An 18,369-nucleotide genomic window follows, 5' to 3' on the forward strand; every position below is an offset into this window, starting at 1 on the left:
GGCGGCGGTGGTCCCCTGGCTCGCTTCGTGGTCCCGATGCCGCGCCCGTGCCGCCAACGGAAGGGGCCGTGGGTGAAGGAAATCGGTGAACGCGCTGTTGTCCTGGGTGCCGGGATGGCGGGACTGCTGGCCGCGCGGGTGCTGTCCGAGTTCTACGAGGCGGTCACGGTGGTGGAGCGCGACAGGCTGCCGAACCGCCCTACCCATCGCCGGGGTGTGCCGCAAGGGCGTCATCTGCACAACCTTTCGAGCCGCGGCGCGCACGTGTTGGCTGAACTATTTCCCGGACTACTCGACGAACTCGCCGCGGCAGGAGCGGTCGTCGCGGACGGTGACTTGTCGCGGATCTACGCGCGTGTCGGTTGCTACGAATTCACACGTTCGGGTACGTTGGCCGATCCCGCGGCCTTGATGCTGTGTCTGGCGACTCGGCCGTTTCTGGAGTTCCACGTGCGCCGACGCATCATGGACCTGTCCAATGTGACGGTTCTGGACGGGCATGCTGTGGCCGAACCGCTTGGGGCCGCCGCTGCGATCACCGGGGTGCGCGTCGTCGACCGCGACAACGGAAACGCCGCAGCACTGGATGCTGACCTGGTGGTCGATGCCATGGGCCGCGCTTCGCGCACCCCCGCCTTCTTGGAAGGGCTGGGCTGTGGCCGGCCCACCCAGACGCGGTGGGCAACCAGAGTGCCGTATTCCAGTCAGCGGCTACGCATCCCAACCGGACGCATCCGCGAGCAGCTGGTGGCGTCCCGGGTTGCGCACTGCGCGGTCTTGCTCGTAGCAGGCGAACAGGACAGCTGGACGCTGGCAGTCGGTCGGCCCATCGACGCCGGCGGTGAGCCCAGCGACATCGCCACCATGTTGGCAGTGGCCGAGGATCTGCTGCCCCCGGAAATCATGGGCGGGCTGCGCAGGGACGTGTTGAAAACTCCTTGACGCCTGCTGGCGGGTGGTGGGCTCGGTAGGTCGGGAACGCGATCGTGCGGATTTGGGAACGTTCCCGGGCCGGTGCTTGGGACAGCCCGCCCAAACCGGAGATTGTCGCGTGAGGCCGCCAGCGTAGTGGCCGGGCGTGACCGGTCATTGGCTGGGCAGCCGCCTCTTGAGGGCGGCGAGTTCTTCCCGAAGCGCAATCGGCAGGGTGTCGCCACCGATGGTGGTGTACCACTGGTCGATCAGCTGGGTTTCGGCTATCCACTCCGCATCGGAGACCTCCAGTGCGGCGGTGATCGTGGCGGGGTCGACGTCCAGCCCGCTTAGGTCCAGGTCCGTGGCGGTGGGCACGTATCCGATCGGCGTCTGCTGGGCCGCTGCGTGACCATCGATCCGCTGCAGTGCCCATTTGAGGATTCGGGAGTTCTCCCCGAACCCGGGCCACAGGAACTTGTTGTCGGCGTCGCGGCGGAACCAGTTGACGTAGAAGATCTTCGGTAGCCGTTCGGGTTCGGTCTTGGTGCCGATGTCTAGCCAGTGGGCGAAGTAGTCGGCCACGTTGTATCCGAGGAACGGCAGCATCGCCATCGGATCGCGGCGCACCACGCCGACCTTGCCGCTGGCGGCCGCAGTGGTTTCCGACGAAAGAATCGACGCGAGGAACACCCCGTGCTGCCAGTTCAGTGATTGGGTCACCAGGGGAATGGTGCTCGCACGTCGGCCGCCGAAGAAGATCGCCGAAATCGGCACCCCGGCGGGATCGTTCCATTCCGGGGCAACGGTGGGACATTGCGCAATCGGGGTGCAATACCGCGAGTTTGGATGCGCGGCAGGTTCGTTGCTGGTCGGAGTCCAGTCCCGGCGTCGCCAGTCCATCAGATGGGCGGGCACTTTTTCGGTCATGCCCTCCCACCAGATGTCGCCGTCGTCGGTGAGCGCAACATTGGTGAAGATCGAGTTGCCCTTGTCGATGGTGGCCATCGCGTGCGGGTTGGTCTGCGCGCCGGTGCCGGGAGCGACACCGAAGAATCCGGCTTCGGGGTTGACCGCGTAAAGCCGCCCGTCATCGCCGAACCGCATCCAGGCGATGTCGTCGCCGATGGTTTCGGCTGTCCAGCCGTCGATGGTGGGTTCGAGCATCGCCAGGTTCGTCTTCCCGCACGAGGACGGGAACGCTGCCGCGATGTAGTGCACCTTCTTCTCGGGCGAGGTGAGTTTCAGGATGAGCATGTGCTCGGCCAACCAACCCTCCTCGTTGGCCATCTTCGATGCGATCCGCAGCGAGAAGCACTTCTTGCCCAGCAGCGCGTTGCCGCCGTATCCCGAACCGTAACTCCAGATCGTGCGCTCTTCGGGGAAGTGGGAAATGTACTTGACGTGATCGCACGGCCAGGCCGTGTCGGGTTGGCCTGCTGGTAACGGTGCACCGACGGAGTGCAGGCACTTGACGAATTCAGTGCCGGCGGCGAGTTTCTCCCACACCGGTGTGCCCGAGCGGGTCATGATCTGCATCGAGGCGGCCACATACGCCGAGTCGGTCACCTGCACCCCGAACTTTGGCTCGGGCGCGTCGATCGGGCCCATGCAGAACGCGATCACGTACATCGTCCGTCCGACCATAGCGCCGCGATAATGCTCGGTCATCACCGTCTTCATGTCGACGGGGTCCATCCAATTGTTCGTGGGACCAGCGTCGGCCTGCATGACCGAGCAGATGTACGTGCGGTCCTCGACCCGCGCGACATCCTCGGGATCCGATGCGCACCAAAAGGAGTTCGGTTTGTGCTGCAGGCGCACGAAGGTGCCGGTGTTCACCAAGTGCGTCGTCAACAGTTCCCATTCGGCGCGTGATCCGTCGCACCACACAATCTGGTCGGGTGCGGTGAGATCGGCGATCTCGGCCACCCAGGACACGATGTCGGGGTGAGTGGTCGGCGCTGTCTTGATCCTGTCGGCGATGGGGGTTGCCATCTTGTTCACTCCTTGCAGATCGATACTTCGGGCTCATTAGGACGGTGGGCGGTGCGGCAGACATCCAGTAGCTAAGGTATGCATTTTAGAAAAATCGCAATCAGCACTCGTCATGGTGCGGTCCGCCTGCGCCTGTGCGCTATCCGACGTGCTTGCCGAGTAGGTCGGGCGGTGCGGGCACCTCTTTGAGGTGCTCGGCCTGGCCGGCCACGACACCATTGAGGATCTCCCGCGCCGTCTTCAGCAGATCCGCCACACGCGGCGAAGTCAGCGAGTAGGAGACCGACAGCCCGTCGCGGCTGGCAGTGACCAGACCGGCCCGACGCAGGATCGCCAACTGCTGGGACAAGTTCGCCGGTTCGATTCCGACCTCAGGCAGCATCTCCGAGACGGTGTGTTCGCGCTGACTGAGCAGCTCCAACACTCTGACGCGGGCCGGGTGACCCAACGTTTTGAAGAATTCGGCCTTCATCCGGTACAGCGGTTGGCGCGAACTCGCGACCACGGCGCCTCCTGGCGTATCGCTCGGAACGGGGTCCCATGCTCACCAACCGCGGCCAGTGAGCTAGTTGCGAATGTTAGCAAGTTGACCATCCTATGGTCGTGCAGATAGGAAGAACGTGTTCTAGTTCGAGTCGGTGAGAGGTGTCCATCGTGGGGATTCCGGTGATCGTGGAGGCGGTGCGTACGCCGATCGGCAAACGAGGCGGCTGGCTATCGGGGCTGCACGCGTCCGAGATTCTCGGCGCGGCACAAAAGGGCCTGGTGGAGCGTGCCGGCATCGACCCGATGCTGGTTGAGCAGGTCGTCGGTGGGTGCGTCACTCAGGCCGGCGCGCAGTCCAACGATGTCACCCGCACCGCCTGGCTGGCGGCGGGCCTGCCTTGGCAGGTGGGAGCCACCACGATCGACTGTCAGTGCGGTTCTGCGCAGCAAGCCAACCACCTGATCGCCGCACTGATCGGCACGGGTGTCATCGATATCGGCATCGCCTGCGGAATCGAAGCGATGAGCCAGGTCCCGCTGGGCGCCAATGTGGGTACCGAGGCCGGCCCGCGCCGGCCGGAGTCTTGGGACATCGACCTGCCGAACCAGTTTGAGGCTGCCGAGCGGATCGCGCGTCGGCGCGGGCTCGGCCGCACCGACATCGAGGTCCTCGGGGTGCGCTCGCAGGTGTTGGCCAAGCAAGCCTGGGACGAGGGCCGGTTCGCCCGTGAGGTGCTCCCGGTGACCGCTCCAGTCGTCGATGAGCACGGCAGCACGACCGGCGAAAAGCAGTTCGTGACCCGCGATCAGGGTTTGCGCGACACCACCGCCGAGTCGCTTGCCGCGCTCAAGCCGGTGGTCGACGGCGCGATCCACACCGCCGGTACTTCTTCGCAGATCTCCGACGGCGCAGCCGCGGTGCTGTGGATGGACTCCGACCGGGCTAAGGCACTCGGGCTGCGGCCGCGAGCGCGGATCGTCTCGCAGGTCCTTGTCGGGGCTGAACCTGAGTTTCACCTTGACGGCCCGGTGCAGGCCACCGCGAAGGTGTTGGGCAAGGCAGGGATGAAGATCGGCGACCTGGATCTGTTCGAGGTCAACGAGGCGTTTGCTTCCGTCGTGTTGTCGTGGGCGCAGGTGCACCAGCCCGACATGGACAAGGTCAACGTCAACGGCGGTGCGATCGCGCTCGGTCACCCTGTTGGTTGCACCGGTTCGCGGCTGATCACCACCGCACTGCACGAGCTGGAACGCCGCGATGCTTCCACAGCCCTGATCTCGATGTGCGCGGGCGGCGCGCTGGCCACTGGCACCATCATCGAACGCATTTAGCCAGCCCGCCGCCAGCTACCGGCCGGACCCGCCGCCACCCGCGGCGACCACCCGATGACCCTGGGGAACAGCTTCGCGTCGCTGCCTGCGCACCGCGTCGACCGGCGTCAGCCTAAGCGCTCGATGATAGTCACATTGGCGGTGCCGCCGCCCTCGCAGATGGTTTGCAGACCGTAGCGGCCTCCGGTGCGCTCCAATTCGTTGAGCAGAGTGGCGAACAGCTTCGTACCAGTGGCACCGAGCGGGTGGCCAAGGGCGATCGCGCCGCCATTGGGGTTCACTTTGGCAGGGTCGGCACCGGTTTCCTTGATCCAAGCCAGCACGACTGGGGCGAAGGCCTCGTTGATCTCGACGACGTCGATGTCATCGATTGTCAGCCCGGCCTTGGCCAGTGCGTACTCGGTAGCGGGGATCGGCGCGCTGAGCATGAAGATGGGGTCGGCGCCGCGGGCGCTGAGGTGATGGATGCGGGCGCGGGGTTTTAGACCGTGGGCCGCCACCGCGGACTCGGAAGCAACGAGAGCAGCGCTAGCGCCGTCGGAGATCTGGCTGGCCAGGGCCGCAGTGAGGCGCCCGCCCTCCACGAGGGTGTTCAGTGCGGCCATCTTTTGCAGGCTGGTCTCGCGGGGGCCTTCGTCGACGCGGAAGTCCCCTACCGCCACGATCTCGTTATCGAATCGGCCCGACGCGGTCGCGTTGCGGGCGCGGTGGTGGCTGCCCAGCGCCCAGCTCTCCATGTCCTCGCGGCTGATGTCCCATCGCTGCGCGATCAGCTCCGCGCCGCGGAACTGCGAGACCTCCTGGTCTCCGTAGCGACTTTCCCAGCCGGGCGAGTCCGCGAAGGGGGTCTGGAAACCGAACTGGGCGCCGACAGCCATTGCCGAGGCAATCGGGATCATGCTCATGTTTTGCACGCCACCCGCGACGATCAGGTCGGCGGTGCCGCTCATTACGGCTTGGGCGGCGAAGTGCAGGGCTTGCTGACTCGATCCGCACTGACGATCAACCGTCACTCCCGGAACGTGCTCGGGTAACCCCGCGGTGAGCCACGCGGTGCGGGCGATGTTTCCGGCTTGCGGACCGATTGCATCCACACAGCCGAAGATCACGTCGTCGACCTGTGCCGGATCCATGGCGTTGCGGTCGATCAGCTGCCTGATCACGGCGGCCCCGAGGTCGGCGGGGTGCATCCCGGCCAGCGCGCCACCCTTCTTGCCGACCGCGGTGCGGATGACGTCAACGATGTATGCCTCGCGCATGCAAGCACTCCTCACCGTGTTTTGAGATAGCCGCCGACCTGCATCCGAACTCCTGCCGGACCGGGCAGGCAGCGCCGGTCGATCTAACCAATCAAATGCTTGGTGGAGCATACGGCACGTCGCCTGTTCCGACTACGCGCCAGTAGCCCCGCCCCTATCGATCCCCCTTGCGTAGCAGATGATAAATTCTTCAACTTGTTGATTGCAGGAGTGTGTAAGTCTTCAGGAGTGTGTGGTGTCCGAGCCGCTGTACAAGCTCAAGGCGGAGTTCTTCAAGACCCTGGGCCATCCGGCACGGATCAGGATCCTGGAGCTGCTCTCAGAGCGAGACCGGTCGGTGGGTGAACTGCTGCCGGAGGTGGGGCTGGAGTCGTCGAACCTGTCGCAGCAGTTGGCGGTGTTGCGGCGTGCGGGTGTCGTTGAGGCGCGCAAGGACGGTAACTCGGTGATCTACTCGATCACCTCGCCCGATATTGCTGAACTGCTGGCGGTGGCGCGCCGGGTGCTCACCGGGATGCTCAGTGACCGCGTCGCCGTGCTGGAGGATCTACGCGCCGGCAGCGCGGCGCAGTAACGCGATGGGCTGGTTGCGCAAGATTTTTCGGGTCGGCCGTGTTGTCGAACCCGGCGGCCGCCTACCCGCCGCCGTGGTGGAATCGCCTGCGGGTGTGCGGGGTTCGTTGCAAATCCGGCATGTCGATGCCGGATCGTGCAATGGCTGTGAGGTGGAGATCTCTGGTGCGTTCGGCCCGGTCTACGACGCGGAACGGTTCGGCGCGCGGCTGGTCGCCTCGCCCCGGCACGCCGATGCGCTGCTGGTGACCGGTGTGGTGACGCGGAATATGGCTGGCCCGCTGCGCAACACGCTGGAGGCGACCCCGCGCCCCCGTGCGGTGATCGCGTGCGGGGATTGCGCGCTGAACCGTGGGGTGTTCAAAGACGCCTACGGCGTGGTCGGGGCGGTCGGTGAGGTGGTGCCCGTCGATGTCGAAATTCCGGGGTGCCCGCCGACACCGGACGAGATCGTCGCCGCGCTGCGGTCGGTCACTGGTAAATGAGCACCGTCCTGGCGCCTGCATCAGCGCCCGATATCGCACCAGGCAGCAGCATCGGCCCGCTGTTGGCCGGGATGGTGACGTCGGGTGTCGGCGCGAGTGGTGTCGGGCTTGGCGTGCTCGGGATGTTCGGGCCGGCGACCTCGGTGCATGTCGGTTGGCTACTTCCGCTGTGTGGGGTACAGCTGAGTCTGGACGCGCTGGGGGGGTTGTTCATCGCGGTCACCGGTGGGGTCGCGGTCGCCGTCGGTGTTTACATGATCGGTTACGCGCGCCGCGAGCATTTGGGGGTCGTTCCGCTGGTGGTGTTGCCGCTTTTCGTCGCGGCGATGATGCTGGTGCCGGCGGCGGCATCGGTTACGACGTTCCTGGTGGCATGGGAGCTGATGGCGCTGTCCTCGCTGGTGCTGGTGGTAAGCGAGCACGCCCGTGCGCAAGTGCGCGCAGCCGGGTTGGTGTACGCGGTGATGACGCAGCTCGGGTTCGTCGCCCTTCTGGTCGGGTTGTTGGTGTTCTCGGCGGCCGGTGGCGCGGACCGGTTCGCTGACCTGGTCGGGGTGTCCGACGGAGTGCGCGCCGCGGTGTTTGTGCTGACCCTGGCCGGGTTCGGGTCGAAGGCCGGCCTGGTGCCGCTGCACGCCTGGTTGCCGCGCGCGCATCCCGAGGCGCCGAGTCCGGTGTCGGCGTTGATGAGCGCGGCCATGGTCAATCTGGGCATCTACGGCATCATTCGTCTCGATCTGCAGCTGTTGGGTCCGGGTCCGCGCTGGTGGGGGCTCACTCTGTTGATCGTCGGCGGCGTGTCCGCGCTCTACGGGGTGGTGCAGGCTTCGGTGGCGACCGATCTGAAACGACTGCTCGCGTATTCGACCACCGAGAACATGGGGTTGATCACCCTGGCGTTGGGCGCGGCCACGCTGTTCGCGGGGTCCGGCGCTCACGGTCCGGCCACCGTCGCCGCGGCCGCGGCGCTGCTGCACTTGATCGCGCATGCGGCCTTCAAGAGCCTCGGCTTCCTGGCGGCCGGATCGGTACTGTCGGCGACCGGGCTGCGTGATCTGGATCGGCTCGGTGGGCTGGCGCGGCGGATGCCGGTGACCACCGTGCTGTTCGGGGTGGCCGCGCTCGGGGCGTGCGGGCTGCCGTTGGGCGCGGGCTTCGTCGGTGAGTGGCTGCTGCTCCAGGCGTTGATCCACGCCCCGCCCGGACACGACACGATCCTGGCGCTGACGACGCCGCTGGCGGTGGGGACGGTTGCGCTGGCCACCGGTCTGGGCGTGGCGGCGATGGCCAAGGCGTTCGGCATCGGCTTTCTGGCTCGCGCCCGCACCGAGCAGGCCAGCGCTGCGCGCGAATCACCCGCCAGCATGCTGGCGGGGATGACGGTTCCAGCGGCCACCTGCCTGGTGTTGGGGGTGGCCCCGGTGGCCGTTGCGCCCGCGTTGGGCAGGGTGCTGCAGACGCTGCCCGCATCGCGACCTGTCGACTTCGCCGGCTTGGGTGCTGTGGTGCGGCTGCCCGGGCTGCCGGGGTCCATCGCACCCGCCGTGCTCGCCGCTGGTGTGGTGGCCGCTGCCGTTGCGGCGGCCGGTTTGGGGCGGTGGCGCTGGTGGCGGCGCCCGGCTCCGGGCATCTTACCGTTATGGGCGTGTGGTGCAGACGATCTCACCGCGCGGATGCAGTACACGGCGACTTCGTTCGCCGAGCCGCTGCAGCGGGTCTTCGATGATGTGCTGCGTCCCGACACCGATGTCGAGGTGACCCATACCGCTGAGTCGCGCTATATGGCCGACAAGGTCGTCTACCGGTCGGCGATCGGCGATGCGATCGAGCAGTGGCTCCACACGCCGGTGCTTCGGGTTGTGCACAAGGGCGCCCAGCTGGTGCGGCGGGCACACACCGGCAGCGTGCACCTCTACCTGGCCTATGGCGCGCTGGGGGTGCTGATCGTGCTGGTGGTGGCCCGGTGAACGCCCTGTCGTATGCGGTAGGAGCCGCACAGATCGGTGCCGTCATGGTCGGTGCGCCGTTGGTGATCGGGCTGACGCGGCAGGTGCGGGCTCGCTGGGAGGGCCGGACCGGCGGGGGGCTGCTGCAACCGTGGCGTGATCTGCGCAAACAGCTTGGCAAGCAACAGATCACCCCTGCGGGTACGACGGTGGTGTTCGCGGCCGCACCGGCGGTCGTCGCCGGCACCACGCTGCTCATCGCCGCGATCGCGCCGCTGGTGGCCACCGGATCGCCGCTGGATCCGGCCGCTGACCTGTTCGCTATTGTCGGGCTGCTGTTCTTGGGCACCGTCGCATTGACCCTCGCCGGCATCGACACCGCGACCGCGTTCGGCGGCATGGGGGCCAGCCGCGAGATCACGATCGCCGCGCTGGTGGAGCCGACCATCCTGTTGGCGGTGTTTGCGCTCTCCATCCCGGCCGGATCGGCGAATCTCGGTGCGCTGGTGGCCACCACGAGCGCTCACCCGGGTCAGGTGGTGTCGTTGGCCGGGGTGTTGGCGTTCGCCGCGTTGGTGATCGTGATCATCGCCGAGACCGGGCGGCTGCCGGTCGACAACCCGAGCACTCATCTGGAACTGACGATGGTGCACGAGGCAATGGTGCTGGAGTATGCGGGTCCGCGGCTGGCGCTGGTGGAGTGGGCGGCCGGGATGCGGTTGACGGTGCTGCTCGCGCTGCTGGCCAACCTGTTTGTGCCGTGGGGTATCGCGGGCCCCGAGCCGACCGTGACCGACGTGGTGGTCGGGATTGCCGTGATCGTGGCGAAAGTGACGGTACTGGCGACGCTACTGGCCACCGCCGAGGTCTTCATTGCGAAGTTGCGGCTGTTCCGGGTTCCTGAACTGCTGGCCGGGTCCTTTCTGTTGGCGCTGCTCGCGGTGACGGCCGCGAACTTCTTCGTAGTGCGGGGGTGAGCACGCAATGATCACCCCTGACTTCGCGATCCTGGTCGACTTCGCCGCCGGCGGGCTCATGTTGGCGGCGGTGCTCATTGTGTGGCGGCGCGATCTGCGCGCCATCACCGGCCTCCTCGCCTGGCAGGGTGTCGCTGTGGCCGCGATCCCGCTTCTGCGCGGCGCACACGACGGGGACATCGAGCTCGTGGGCCTCGGTGTGGCGGTGTTCGCCCTGCGGGCGGTGGTGCTGCCGTGGCTGCTGGCCCGGGCGGTACGGGCCGAACCGCGAGCGCTGCGGGAGGCAACCCCGCTGGTGAACACCGCCAGTTCACTGCTCATCACCGCCGGGTTGACCGTGGCGGCGTTTGCCATCAGCCAGCCGCTGGCCAACCTCGAACCGAACGCATCGACCAGCGCGGTCCCCGCCGCGGTCGCGGTCGTGCTGGTCGCGCTGTTCGTGATGACCACGCGCCGTCACGCGGTATCGCAGGCGGCCGGTTTCTTGATCTTGGACAACGGGATCACGGCGACCGCCTTTCTGTTGACCGCCGGCGTGCCGCTAATCGTCGAACTCGGTGCGTCACTGGACGTGCTGTTCGCTCTCATCGTGATCGGAGTCCTGACCGGTCGGCTGCGCCATACCTTCGGCGGTGCGGACCTCGATGCATTACGGGAGCTGCGCGACTGATGACCGCACTACTGCTCACTGCGATCCTCGCGCCCGTGCTGGCGGCGATCGTCAATCTGGTTGTGGGATGGCGGCGCGCCTCCGCTCTGTTCACCGTGACCTCGGCGGCGGTCGCGCTCGCGTGCGGGGCGGCACTGGGTTTCGGCGTCGGTTCCGGGCCGCACCTGGCCGCGGGTGGGCTGCTGCGCGCGGACGCACTGACCGCCACCATGCTCCTCGTCGTCGGAATGGTCGGCACCCTGGCCACCGGGGCCGGCATCGGCTACATCGACACCGAACTGGCCGAAGGCCACATCGATGCGCGCGCGGCCCGGCTGTACGGGGTACTAACACCGGTGTTTCTGGCCGCGATGATTCTGGCGTTGTGCGCCAACAACATCGGCGTGATCTGGGTAGCGGTCGAGGCCACCACGATCGCCACCGCGTTTTTGGTCGGGCATCACCGTACCCGCACCGCGCTGGAAGCGACGTGGAAATACGTGGTGATCTGCTCGGTGGGGATCGCGGTCGCGTTCCTGGGTACGGTGCTGCTGTACTTCGCCGCACGCCACGGTGGCGCACCGGCAGACCAGGCCCTGAACCTCGACGTGCTCGCCGCCCACGCCGACCTCCTGGATCGGCGGGTTGCCCGGTTGGCCGGTGGGCTGCTGCTGATCGGGTACGGCGCGAAGGTCGGCTTGTTCCCGTTTCACACCTGGCTGGCCGATGCCCACAGCCAGGCACCCGCGCCGGTCTCGGCGCTGATGAGTGGCGTGCTGCTGTCGGTGGCATTCTCGGTGTTGATCCGGCTCAAACCCATCATCGACACCGCCGCGGGGGCCACCTTCCTGCGCACCGGGCTGTTGCTGGTCGGGTTGGCCACGTTGCTGATCGCGGCGCTGATGCTCACCGTGACCGGTGACCTCAAACGGATGCTGGCGTACTCGTCGATGGAGAACATGGGCCTGATCGCGATCGCCGCGGCGGCGGGGACCACGCTGGCGATCGCCGCGCTGCTGCTGCATGTCCTCGCGCACGGCATCGGCAAAACCGTGTTGTTCTTGGCCGGTGGCCAACTGCAGGCCGCGCACCACTCCACGGCGATTGCCGACATCACCGGTGTCCTGCCACGTTCGCGGCTGGTCGGCGGTGCGTTCGCGGCGGGGCTGGTAGTGCTGCTCGGCCTGCCCCCGTTTGCGATGTTCGCCAGTGAACTGGCGATCGCTCGCGCGCTTGCCGACGCGCATCTGGCCTGGGCGCTGGGTGCCGCCATGCTGCTCATTGCGGTCGGGTTCGCGGCGCTGGCACGCAACGCGGGCCGCATGCTGCTGGGCACACCCCCGGTCGCCGCACCAGCGATCCCCGCACCGGCCGGTGTGGGCGCCGCCCTGCTCACCGGGGTCGTCGCCGCCACCGCGCTCGGCATCAGCGCGGGCCCGCTGGCAAGTTTGTTGAGCACCGCGGCAACCCAGATCGGGGTGCTGCGGTGAACCCGGATCGGCTGCGGCACCGGTTATCCCAAACCGAGCTGGCAGATCGAACCCAAGAACTTCTGGCTTTAGGGTTCCGTCTTGGCCTGGTCGCCGCCCACGATGACGCTGACCAACTGCGCATCGTGTATTTGTTTTTGGCCGGCTACCCCGATCGCCGGGTTGAGCTGGAATGTGTCATTCCCCGGGGTGCCCCCACGCTTCACTCGCTTGCCCACCTGTCGTTCCCGGCTGGCCGGTTCGAGCGCGAGATGGCCGACCTGTACGGCATCCAACCGGTCGGCCATCCCAAACCGCGCCGGCTGGTCCGCCACGCCCACTGGCCCGAGGACTGGCATCCGATGCGCACCGACGCGGGACCGCCGCCGGAATTCACGTCCAGGGCCGGGTTCCCGTTCGTGACCGTCGAAGGACCCGGGGTGTATGAGATCCCGGTCGGTCCCGTGCACGCCGGGCTGATCGAACCCGGCCACTTCCGCTTCTCCGTCGCCGGCGAAACCGTGCTGCGTCTGAAGGCTCGGCTGTGGTTCGTGCACCGGGGAATTGAGAAACTCTTTCACGGCCGTCCCGCCACCGCCGCTGGTGACCTGGCCGAGCGCATCAGCGGCGACACCTCCGCCGCGCATACACTTGCGTATAGCCTGGCAGTCGAGGATGCGCTGGGCATCACCCTTCCCGATGAGGTACACCGGTTGCGGGCGTTGCTCGTCGAACTGGAACGGCTCTACAACCATGCCACCGACCTTGGCGCACTGGCCAACGACGTTGGGTTCGGCCTGGCCAACGCGCACGCTCAACGCATCCGCGAACAACTGCTGCGGCTCAACGCCGCCGTCACCGGGCACCGGTTGTTGCGCGGGGCGATCCACCCGGCGGGAGTTACGTTACGCACCCTGCCCGACCCACACGTGCTGCGATCGATCGCCGCCGACCTCGCCGAGGTCGCCCAACTGACCGTGGCCAACACGATGGTCTATGAACGCTTCGCGGGCACCTCGGTGCTGCGCAGCGGCGATGCCCGCGCGGTGGGCTGCCTCGGCTTCGTGGCGCACGCCAGCGGCGTGCGCAGCGATGCGCGACTGGAACACCCCACCACCGCGCTGCCGGTCACCGAGATCGGGGTACCCGACGGCGACGTGCTGGCCCGCTACATGGTGCGCCGCGACGAATTCGCCGCGTCCGCGGAGCTGGCCGCCTACCTTATCGAATCACACACCGGCCCAATCGCATACGCCGACACAACGCCGTCGGTGAACGCGAGCGGCAGCGGAGTCGGCATCGTCGAAGGCTGGCGCGGCACCATCGTGCACCGCGTCGAGATCGACGCCGCCAGCCGCATCACCCGCGCCAAGATCGTCGACCCATCCTGGTTCAACTGGCCCGCGCTGCCCATCGCGATGGCCGACACCATCGTCCCCGACTTTCCGCTGACCAACAAAAGCTTCAACCAGTCCTATGCCGGCAATGATCTCTAATATCTCGCTACCCGCAGACCCTGCGGGTAGCAACAGCAGGACCGTTGGCGTTGATGCAACTCATCGGACCGGCGCAAGACCCGCAACCGGCGGCGACGATCTGGTCATCGAACGTTTGCGAAACATTCACGCCGCCGTCTCATGCGGGGCGGGGCGTGGGGCTACCTTGCTTGTATTTCTGGCCGCGACGTGGACGGTCGCCCTGCCGGCCATCGTCGCGCACGTCAAAGGGAGAAATTGATGCTCCTGGAGTTTTGGGAAAACTTCCGCCATAACCTGTTCAAGCCGCTGCTGCTGTTCTTCTATCTCGGGTTTTTGATCCCAATCCTCAAGGTGGAGTTCGAGTTCCCCTATGTGATCTACCAGGGCCTGACGCTGTACCTGCTGCTGGCCATCGGCTGGCACGGCGGTGAACAGCTCGCCACCGTGGACCCCTCCAGTATCGGCAGCGTCGCCGGGTTCATCGTCTTGGGCTTCGTATTGAACTTCGTGATCGGCCTGCTCGCCTACCAGCTGCTGACCCGGATGACCTCGATGCGACGCATCGACCGGGCGACGGTCGCCGGCTATTACGGGTCCGACTCGGCGGGTACGTTCGCCACCTGTGTCGGTGTGCTGGCCACCCTGGGTATGGCCTTCGACGGCTACATGCCGGTCATGCTCGCCGTCATGGAGATGCCTGGCTGCCTTGTCGCGCTGTATCTGGTGGCGCGGCTGCGCCACCGGGGCCTGGACGCCGCTGGATTCATGCCCGGCGAACGCGGCTACACAGCACCGCTCAGGCTCGGGCCTGGCGCCGCGACCCAGCCCGGCCCCGGACAGAACCTCGACGCCGAGTACGAGCCGGCGCTCGAGGAATTGGAGATGTCGCTGGAGAAGCGGGAGCATCCGCAGCCAACCGCCGCCCAGCCGGGCCCGGTCACCGCCACCAAGCTGCTGCGGGAGGTGCTGCTCAATCCGGGGCTGTACCTGCTGTTCGGCGGCATCGCCATCGGTTTGATAAGCGGGTTGCAGGGCCAAAAGGTCGTCCATGATGACGACAACGTCTTCGTGGCAGCGTTTCAGGGCGTGCTCTGCCTGTTCCTGCTGGAGATGGGCATGACCGCCTCCCGCCACCTCAAGGATCTAAAAACCGCGGGCCGCGGCTTCATCGTCTTCGGGGTCCTGGCACCCAACCTGTTCGCCACGCTGGGCATTGCGGTCGCTCACAGCTACGCCCACCTGACCCACACTCACTTCCAGCCGGGCAGCTACATCCTGTTCGCGGTGCTGTGCGGTGCGGCGTCTTACATCGCCGTCCCCGCTGTACAGCGGCTGGCGATCCCCGAGGCCAGCCCCACCCTGCCGCTGGCCGCATCGCTGGGCCTGACCTTCACCTACAACGTCACAATCGGGATCCCGGTCTACATCGAGGTCGCCAAGGCCATCACGGAGCGGTTCCCGATCAGCTGAGACACTCCTCCAACCCGCCTGTGGACTGCCGACGGCCGCATCTGTGAGCGCCAGGTCCTCGACACCGGGGAAAAGCATTTGTAGTCCTGCCCGGTCGCAAAGATCTACCCGCGCGGCAACAGCAAGGGCAGCTACCGGTGGTATATCGAGTACGCGCCGTCGTGCGGCACCATGCGCCGCGCACGTATCGACACCACCGAGACGGATCGCGAGCGCGGCTACAACCGCGCCGAACATCTGCGCCAACACGTCAAAACCGATGAACAACACCCTCGACCGCACCCTCTGCGGCGGACGCATGATCGCCTACAGCGCCGTGCGCCAACTTGACCGTCATGCTCGGATTCGCCATCGGCCGCAACGCCATCGCCGTCTATCTGCACCGGCGACGACAACCTCACGAGCGAGCCGCCTAACGCCGGACACCGCGACCAGAGTCATCCCACGCCGGCCACGCCCGCCCAGCCGTCGCGTGGCATTTGTCGTGCCAGCTATGTCGACGGTCGCGTAATTCCCCAGGGGTAGCGGTCGCGTAATTCCCCAGGTGGGGCGCTGCTGAGGTGAGCGTAGCGGGGTTGGCGGTCGGTGTCAGGTGGTGGCGGCTCCGGGGCGTTTGCGGGGCCTGTAGGACGGGCCGTCCATGAGGACCTGGTGACTGGTGTTGATCAGTCGGTCGAGCAGTGATTCGGCGACCACGGGGTTGGGGAACAGCGGGTACCAGTCTTTGGGGGCTCGGTTGCTCGTCAGGATCAGCGGCTTGGCAGCGATGGCGCGGTCTGAGACCAGGTCATAGAGGTCGTCGCTTTGGGTCGGGGTGTGCTCACGCATGGCGAAGTCGTCGACGATGAGCACCAGGGGCCGGGTGTACTCGCGCATGCGTTGGCCGATGGTGCGATCAGCGTGTCCGCCGGCGAGGTCGGCGAGCATCCGGGAGCATTTGACGAACCGGATGTCTCCGCCGCGTCGGGCTACCTGGTGTCCGAGTGCTTGTGCCACATGGGTTTTGCCGACTCCGACGGGCCCGTAGAGGATGACCGATTCGCCGGCGTCGAGCCAGCGCAGGGCGGCCAGGTCGCGCAGCATGGCGGCGGGAAGTTTGGGGCTGACGGTGAAGTCGAAGTCTTCGAAGGTGTTGGCTTGTTCGAAGCGGGCGCGGCGGATTCGGCGGGCCAGGGCGGCGGTGTCGCGGCGGGCGATTTCGTCTTCGCAGAGCACTTGCAGGAATTCCAGGTGTCCGAGTTTCCCGTCGCGGGTTTGGGCCAGGCGGGCATCGAGGGTGTCGAGCATGCCGGTGAGTTTGAGGGTTTTGAGCGCGGCGCGCAGGCTGGGGTCGTGAATGGTCATGACAGAGTCCTTTGTTGGATGTGATTGATGCAGAGTTGGTTTGGATGCACCGGGGGGTTAGGCGCTGCGTTCGGTGTCGAAGGCGGCGGGGCCGCGTAGCATCGCCGGCACCGACGCGGCGGTACGTCGTGGTGAATCCTGGCCGTGTTCGGTGCCGGCGGCCAGGATGCCTTTGACGGTGCGGTAGCCCGGATCCTCGATGGCCAGGGCACGGGCGCAGGCCGCATCCAGGCGGGCATCACCGTATTTGTCGCGTAGCCGGATGATCCCCTGGATGGCCCGCAGCCGGTGGATAGCGTTGACCTGCGATAGTTCGGCGACGACCGCAACGGCACCGGGGCCGATCTGCTCAGCCTGGTGGCGACACCACGTCACGTTGCGCAGGGTGTGGGCGATCTTGTGCGGCGGATAGTGCTCGAAGTTCGTCGAGCGGCCCGACAGGTGCAGCACGTGGGTCGCCACGACGGCATCTTCGTGGAAGATCTGCACCACGTCCCCGGCGGTGCGCACGACCAGTTTCTGGCCCATCAGCCGCCACGGCGCCGAGTAGAACGCCTTGCCTGACTTGACGTGGCAGTCTGGGGCCAGCGTGCCGACCGTGTAGATGACCGATTCAAATGGCCGCTGCGGTAGCGGCATCAAGGCGTCGCGTTCAATGGCGGCGAACACCGTCGCCGGCCTTTGACCATCTAGACCGCGGTGCTTGTGGGCGCCGTAGACCTCGGTGGCCCACCGCAGCGCCTCGGCCTGCATCTGGGGCAACGAATCGAAGTCACGACCGGCGAAAAACGAGTCCCGAATGTAGGGCATCGGCCGCTCGATACGAGGCTTGTCCTTGGGTTTTCGGGCCCGTGCGGGGTCGATCAGGGTGCCGTAGAACGCGGCGAGTTCGCCGTAGGCGAGGTTGATCTGCGGGTCATACAGATCAGGACGCACCACCCCGGTTTTCAGGTTGTCGCACACTAGCCGCGCGGGCACACCGCCGAAGAACTCGAATGCCGCCACATGCGAGGCGTTCCACGACCGCTGATCCATCCGCAGCACCGGCTGGACGAACAGGGCTCGTGAGCACGCCAAGATCATCGCGAACACCCACACCGCCACCCGGCGCCCCGAGTTGTCAACGGCGGCCGAAAATTGACCCCTTTTCGACGGTTGAAAATTGACCCCCTTGGTGTTCATTTCTCTTCGGTTGATGCTGCTGGGACGCGTCCGAGGTCGCGGTCTTTGATGCGGTAGGAGTCGCCTTTGAGGGCGATTACCTCGGCGTGGTGGACGAGGCGGTCGATCATGGCGGCGGCCACGACGTCGTCGCCGAAGACTTCGCCCCAGCGGCCGAACGGTTTGTTCGAGGTCACGATCAGGGATGCCCGCTCGTAGCGGGAGGACACCAGTTGGAAGAACAGGTTGGCGGCTTCGGGTTCGAACGGGATGTAGCCGACCTCGTCGATGACGAGCAGCGGGTAGCGGCCGAGCCGGATGAGTTCTTGTTGGAGGCGGCCGGCGTGGTGGGCCTCGGCGAGCCGGGCGACCCATTCGCTGGCGGTGGCGAACAGCACGCGGTGTCCGGCTTGGCAGGCCCGGATCGCGATGCCGATCGCTAGGTGGGTCTTACCGGTTCCTGGTGGTCCGAGGAAGACCACGTTGTCTTTGGCCGCCACGAAGTCCAAGGTGCCCAGATGCGCGATCAGGTCTCGTTTGAGTCCGCGGGCGTGGTCGAAGTCGAACTCTTCCAGCGATTTGCGGGACGGGAAGCGGGCGGCGCGGATTCGTCCTTCGCCGCCGTGGGTCTCCCGGGCGGAGACTTCACGCTGCAGGCACGCGACCAAAAACTCCTCATGCGTCCATGACTCCACGCGAGCCCGCTCGGCCAACCGGGCCACCGCATCGCGCATGGTGGGTGCTTTCAGGGCCCGGGTGAGGAAACTGATCTCGGCGGTCAGGTCGCGGTTGGTCGACGAGGTCCGCGCAGTACTCGAGGTGGTTTTGGT

The 18,369-nt window shown here is 66.6% G+C and carries 15 protein-coding genes and 1 pseudogene; 10 read left to right on the forward strand and 6 right to left on the reverse strand.

Features of this window, described 5'->3' with window-relative positions:
- Nucleotides 1–114: 114 nt before the first annotated feature.
- Entirely contained in the window at nt 115–942 is an 828-nt protein-coding gene (locus ACAG26_RS08570) for a hypothetical protein (RefSeq protein WP_370481182.1), read from the forward strand.
- A 144-nt stretch (nt 943–1,086) separates the two neighbouring features.
- On the opposite strand, the gene ACAG26_RS08575 is transcribed toward ACAG26_RS08570, so the two are convergent.
- The gene (locus tag ACAG26_RS08575) at nt 1,087–2,910 is read right to left on the reverse strand and encodes a phosphoenolpyruvate carboxykinase (GTP) (RefSeq protein ID WP_071027599.1); all 1,824 of its coding nucleotides are present in this window, start codon (nt 2,908–2,910) and stop codon (nt 1,087–1,089) included.
- Nucleotides 2,911–3,049: 139 nt separating this feature from the next.
- Nucleotides 3,050–3,415, reverse strand: a complete 366-nt coding sequence (locus ACAG26_RS08580; RefSeq protein WP_071027589.1) for a helix-turn-helix transcriptional regulator — start codon at nt 3,413–3,415, stop codon at nt 3,050–3,052.
- 149 nt (nt 3,416–3,564) lie between these two features.
- Between ACAG26_RS08580 and ACAG26_RS08585 the strand changes: the two genes are divergently transcribed.
- Nucleotides 3,565–4,728, forward strand: a complete 1,164-nt coding sequence (locus tag ACAG26_RS08585) for a steroid 3-ketoacyl-CoA thiolase (protein WP_370481184.1) — start codon at nt 3,565–3,567, stop codon at nt 4,726–4,728.
- Nucleotides 4,729–4,835: 107 nt separating this feature from the next.
- Here ACAG26_RS08585 and ACAG26_RS08590 read toward each other — a convergent pair whose 3' ends face one another.
- Entirely contained in the window at nt 4,836–5,987 is a 1,152-nt protein-coding gene (locus ACAG26_RS08590; RefSeq protein WP_071027587.1) for an acetyl-CoA C-acetyltransferase, read from the reverse strand.
- 232 nt (nt 5,988–6,219) lie between these two features.
- Between ACAG26_RS08590 and ACAG26_RS08595 the strand changes: the two genes are divergently transcribed.
- From ACAG26_RS08595 to ACAG26_RS08630, 8 genes are all read left to right on the forward strand, one after another.
- Nucleotides 6,220–6,561 carry a lsr2/espR transcriptional regulator gene (locus tag ACAG26_RS08595; RefSeq protein WP_370481185.1) on the forward strand — a complete coding sequence of 114 codons (342 nt, stop codon included), beginning with the start codon at nt 6,220–6,222 and terminating at the stop codon, nt 6,559–6,561.
- 4 nt (nt 6,562–6,565) lie between these two features.
- The gene (locus tag ACAG26_RS08600; protein WP_071027585.1) at nt 6,566–7,045 is read left to right on the forward strand and encodes an NADH-quinone oxidoreductase subunit B family protein; all 480 of its coding nucleotides are present in this window, start codon (nt 6,566–6,568) and stop codon (nt 7,043–7,045) included.
- Entirely contained in the window at nt 7,042–9,012 is a 1,971-nt protein-coding gene (locus tag ACAG26_RS08605) for a proton-conducting transporter membrane subunit (RefSeq protein ID WP_370481186.1), read from the forward strand. The genes ACAG26_RS08600 and ACAG26_RS08605 overlap by 4 nt, the downstream gene beginning before the upstream one ends.
- A gap of 5 nt (nt 9,013–9,017) precedes the next feature.
- Nucleotides 9,018–9,968 carry a respiratory chain complex I subunit 1 family protein gene (locus tag ACAG26_RS08610; protein WP_370481231.1) on the forward strand — a complete coding sequence of 317 codons (951 nt, stop codon included), beginning with the start codon at nt 9,018–9,020 and terminating at the stop codon, nt 9,966–9,968.
- A 7-nt stretch (nt 9,969–9,975) separates the two neighbouring features.
- A complete protein-coding gene (locus ACAG26_RS08615; RefSeq protein WP_370481187.1) occupies nt 9,976–10,638 on the forward strand; it encodes a hypothetical protein in 663 nt (220 codons plus the stop codon).
- The gene (locus ACAG26_RS08620; RefSeq protein WP_370481189.1) at nt 10,638–12,107 is read left to right on the forward strand and encodes a proton-conducting transporter membrane subunit; all 1,470 of its coding nucleotides are present in this window, start codon (nt 10,638–10,640) and stop codon (nt 12,105–12,107) included. Before ACAG26_RS08615 ends, ACAG26_RS08620 begins: the two co-directional genes overlap by 1 nt.
- Complete coding sequence (locus tag ACAG26_RS08625; protein ID WP_370481190.1) at nt 12,104–13,582, forward strand: NADH-quinone oxidoreductase subunit C; 1,479 nt, start codon at nt 12,104–12,106, stop codon at nt 13,580–13,582. The genes ACAG26_RS08620 and ACAG26_RS08625 overlap by 4 nt, the downstream gene beginning before the upstream one ends.
- A gap of 240 nt (nt 13,583–13,822) precedes the next feature.
- Nucleotides 13,823–15,034, forward strand: a complete 1,212-nt coding sequence (locus tag ACAG26_RS08630; RefSeq protein ID WP_370481191.1) for a sodium-dependent bicarbonate transport family permease — start codon at nt 13,823–13,825, stop codon at nt 15,032–15,034.
- A 588-nt stretch (nt 15,035–15,622) separates the two neighbouring features.
- On the opposite strand, the gene istB (ACAG26_RS08635) is transcribed toward ACAG26_RS08630, so the two are convergent.
- The 3 genes and pseudogenes from istB (ACAG26_RS08635) to istB (ACAG26_RS08645) all read right to left on the reverse strand — a co-directional run bounded on the left by istB (ACAG26_RS08635) (nt 15,623) and on the right by istB (ACAG26_RS08645) (nt 18,321).
- Nucleotides 15,623–16,378, reverse strand: coding sequence for an IS21-like element helper ATPase IstB (gene istB / locus ACAG26_RS08635; protein WP_370481192.1), 756 nt, complete (start codon nt 16,376–16,378; stop codon nt 15,623–15,625).
- 57 nt (nt 16,379–16,435) lie between these two features.
- Nucleotides 16,436–17,494, reverse strand: a pseudogene (locus tag ACAG26_RS08640) (transposase); the annotation flags it as partial.
- Between the two features lie 62 nt (nt 17,495–17,556).
- Nucleotides 17,557–18,321 (reverse strand): IS21-like element helper ATPase IstB, encoded by a 765-nt coding sequence (gene istB, locus ACAG26_RS08645; protein ID WP_370481233.1) that lies wholly within the window; start codon nt 18,319–18,321, stop codon nt 17,557–17,559.
- Nucleotides 18,322–18,369: the final 48 nt, after the last annotated feature.

Origin of the sequence: Mycobacterium sp. pUA109, assembly GCF_041287095.1 — a bacterium.
Lineage (GTDB): Bacteria > Actinomycetota > Actinomycetes > Mycobacteriales > Mycobacteriaceae > Mycobacterium.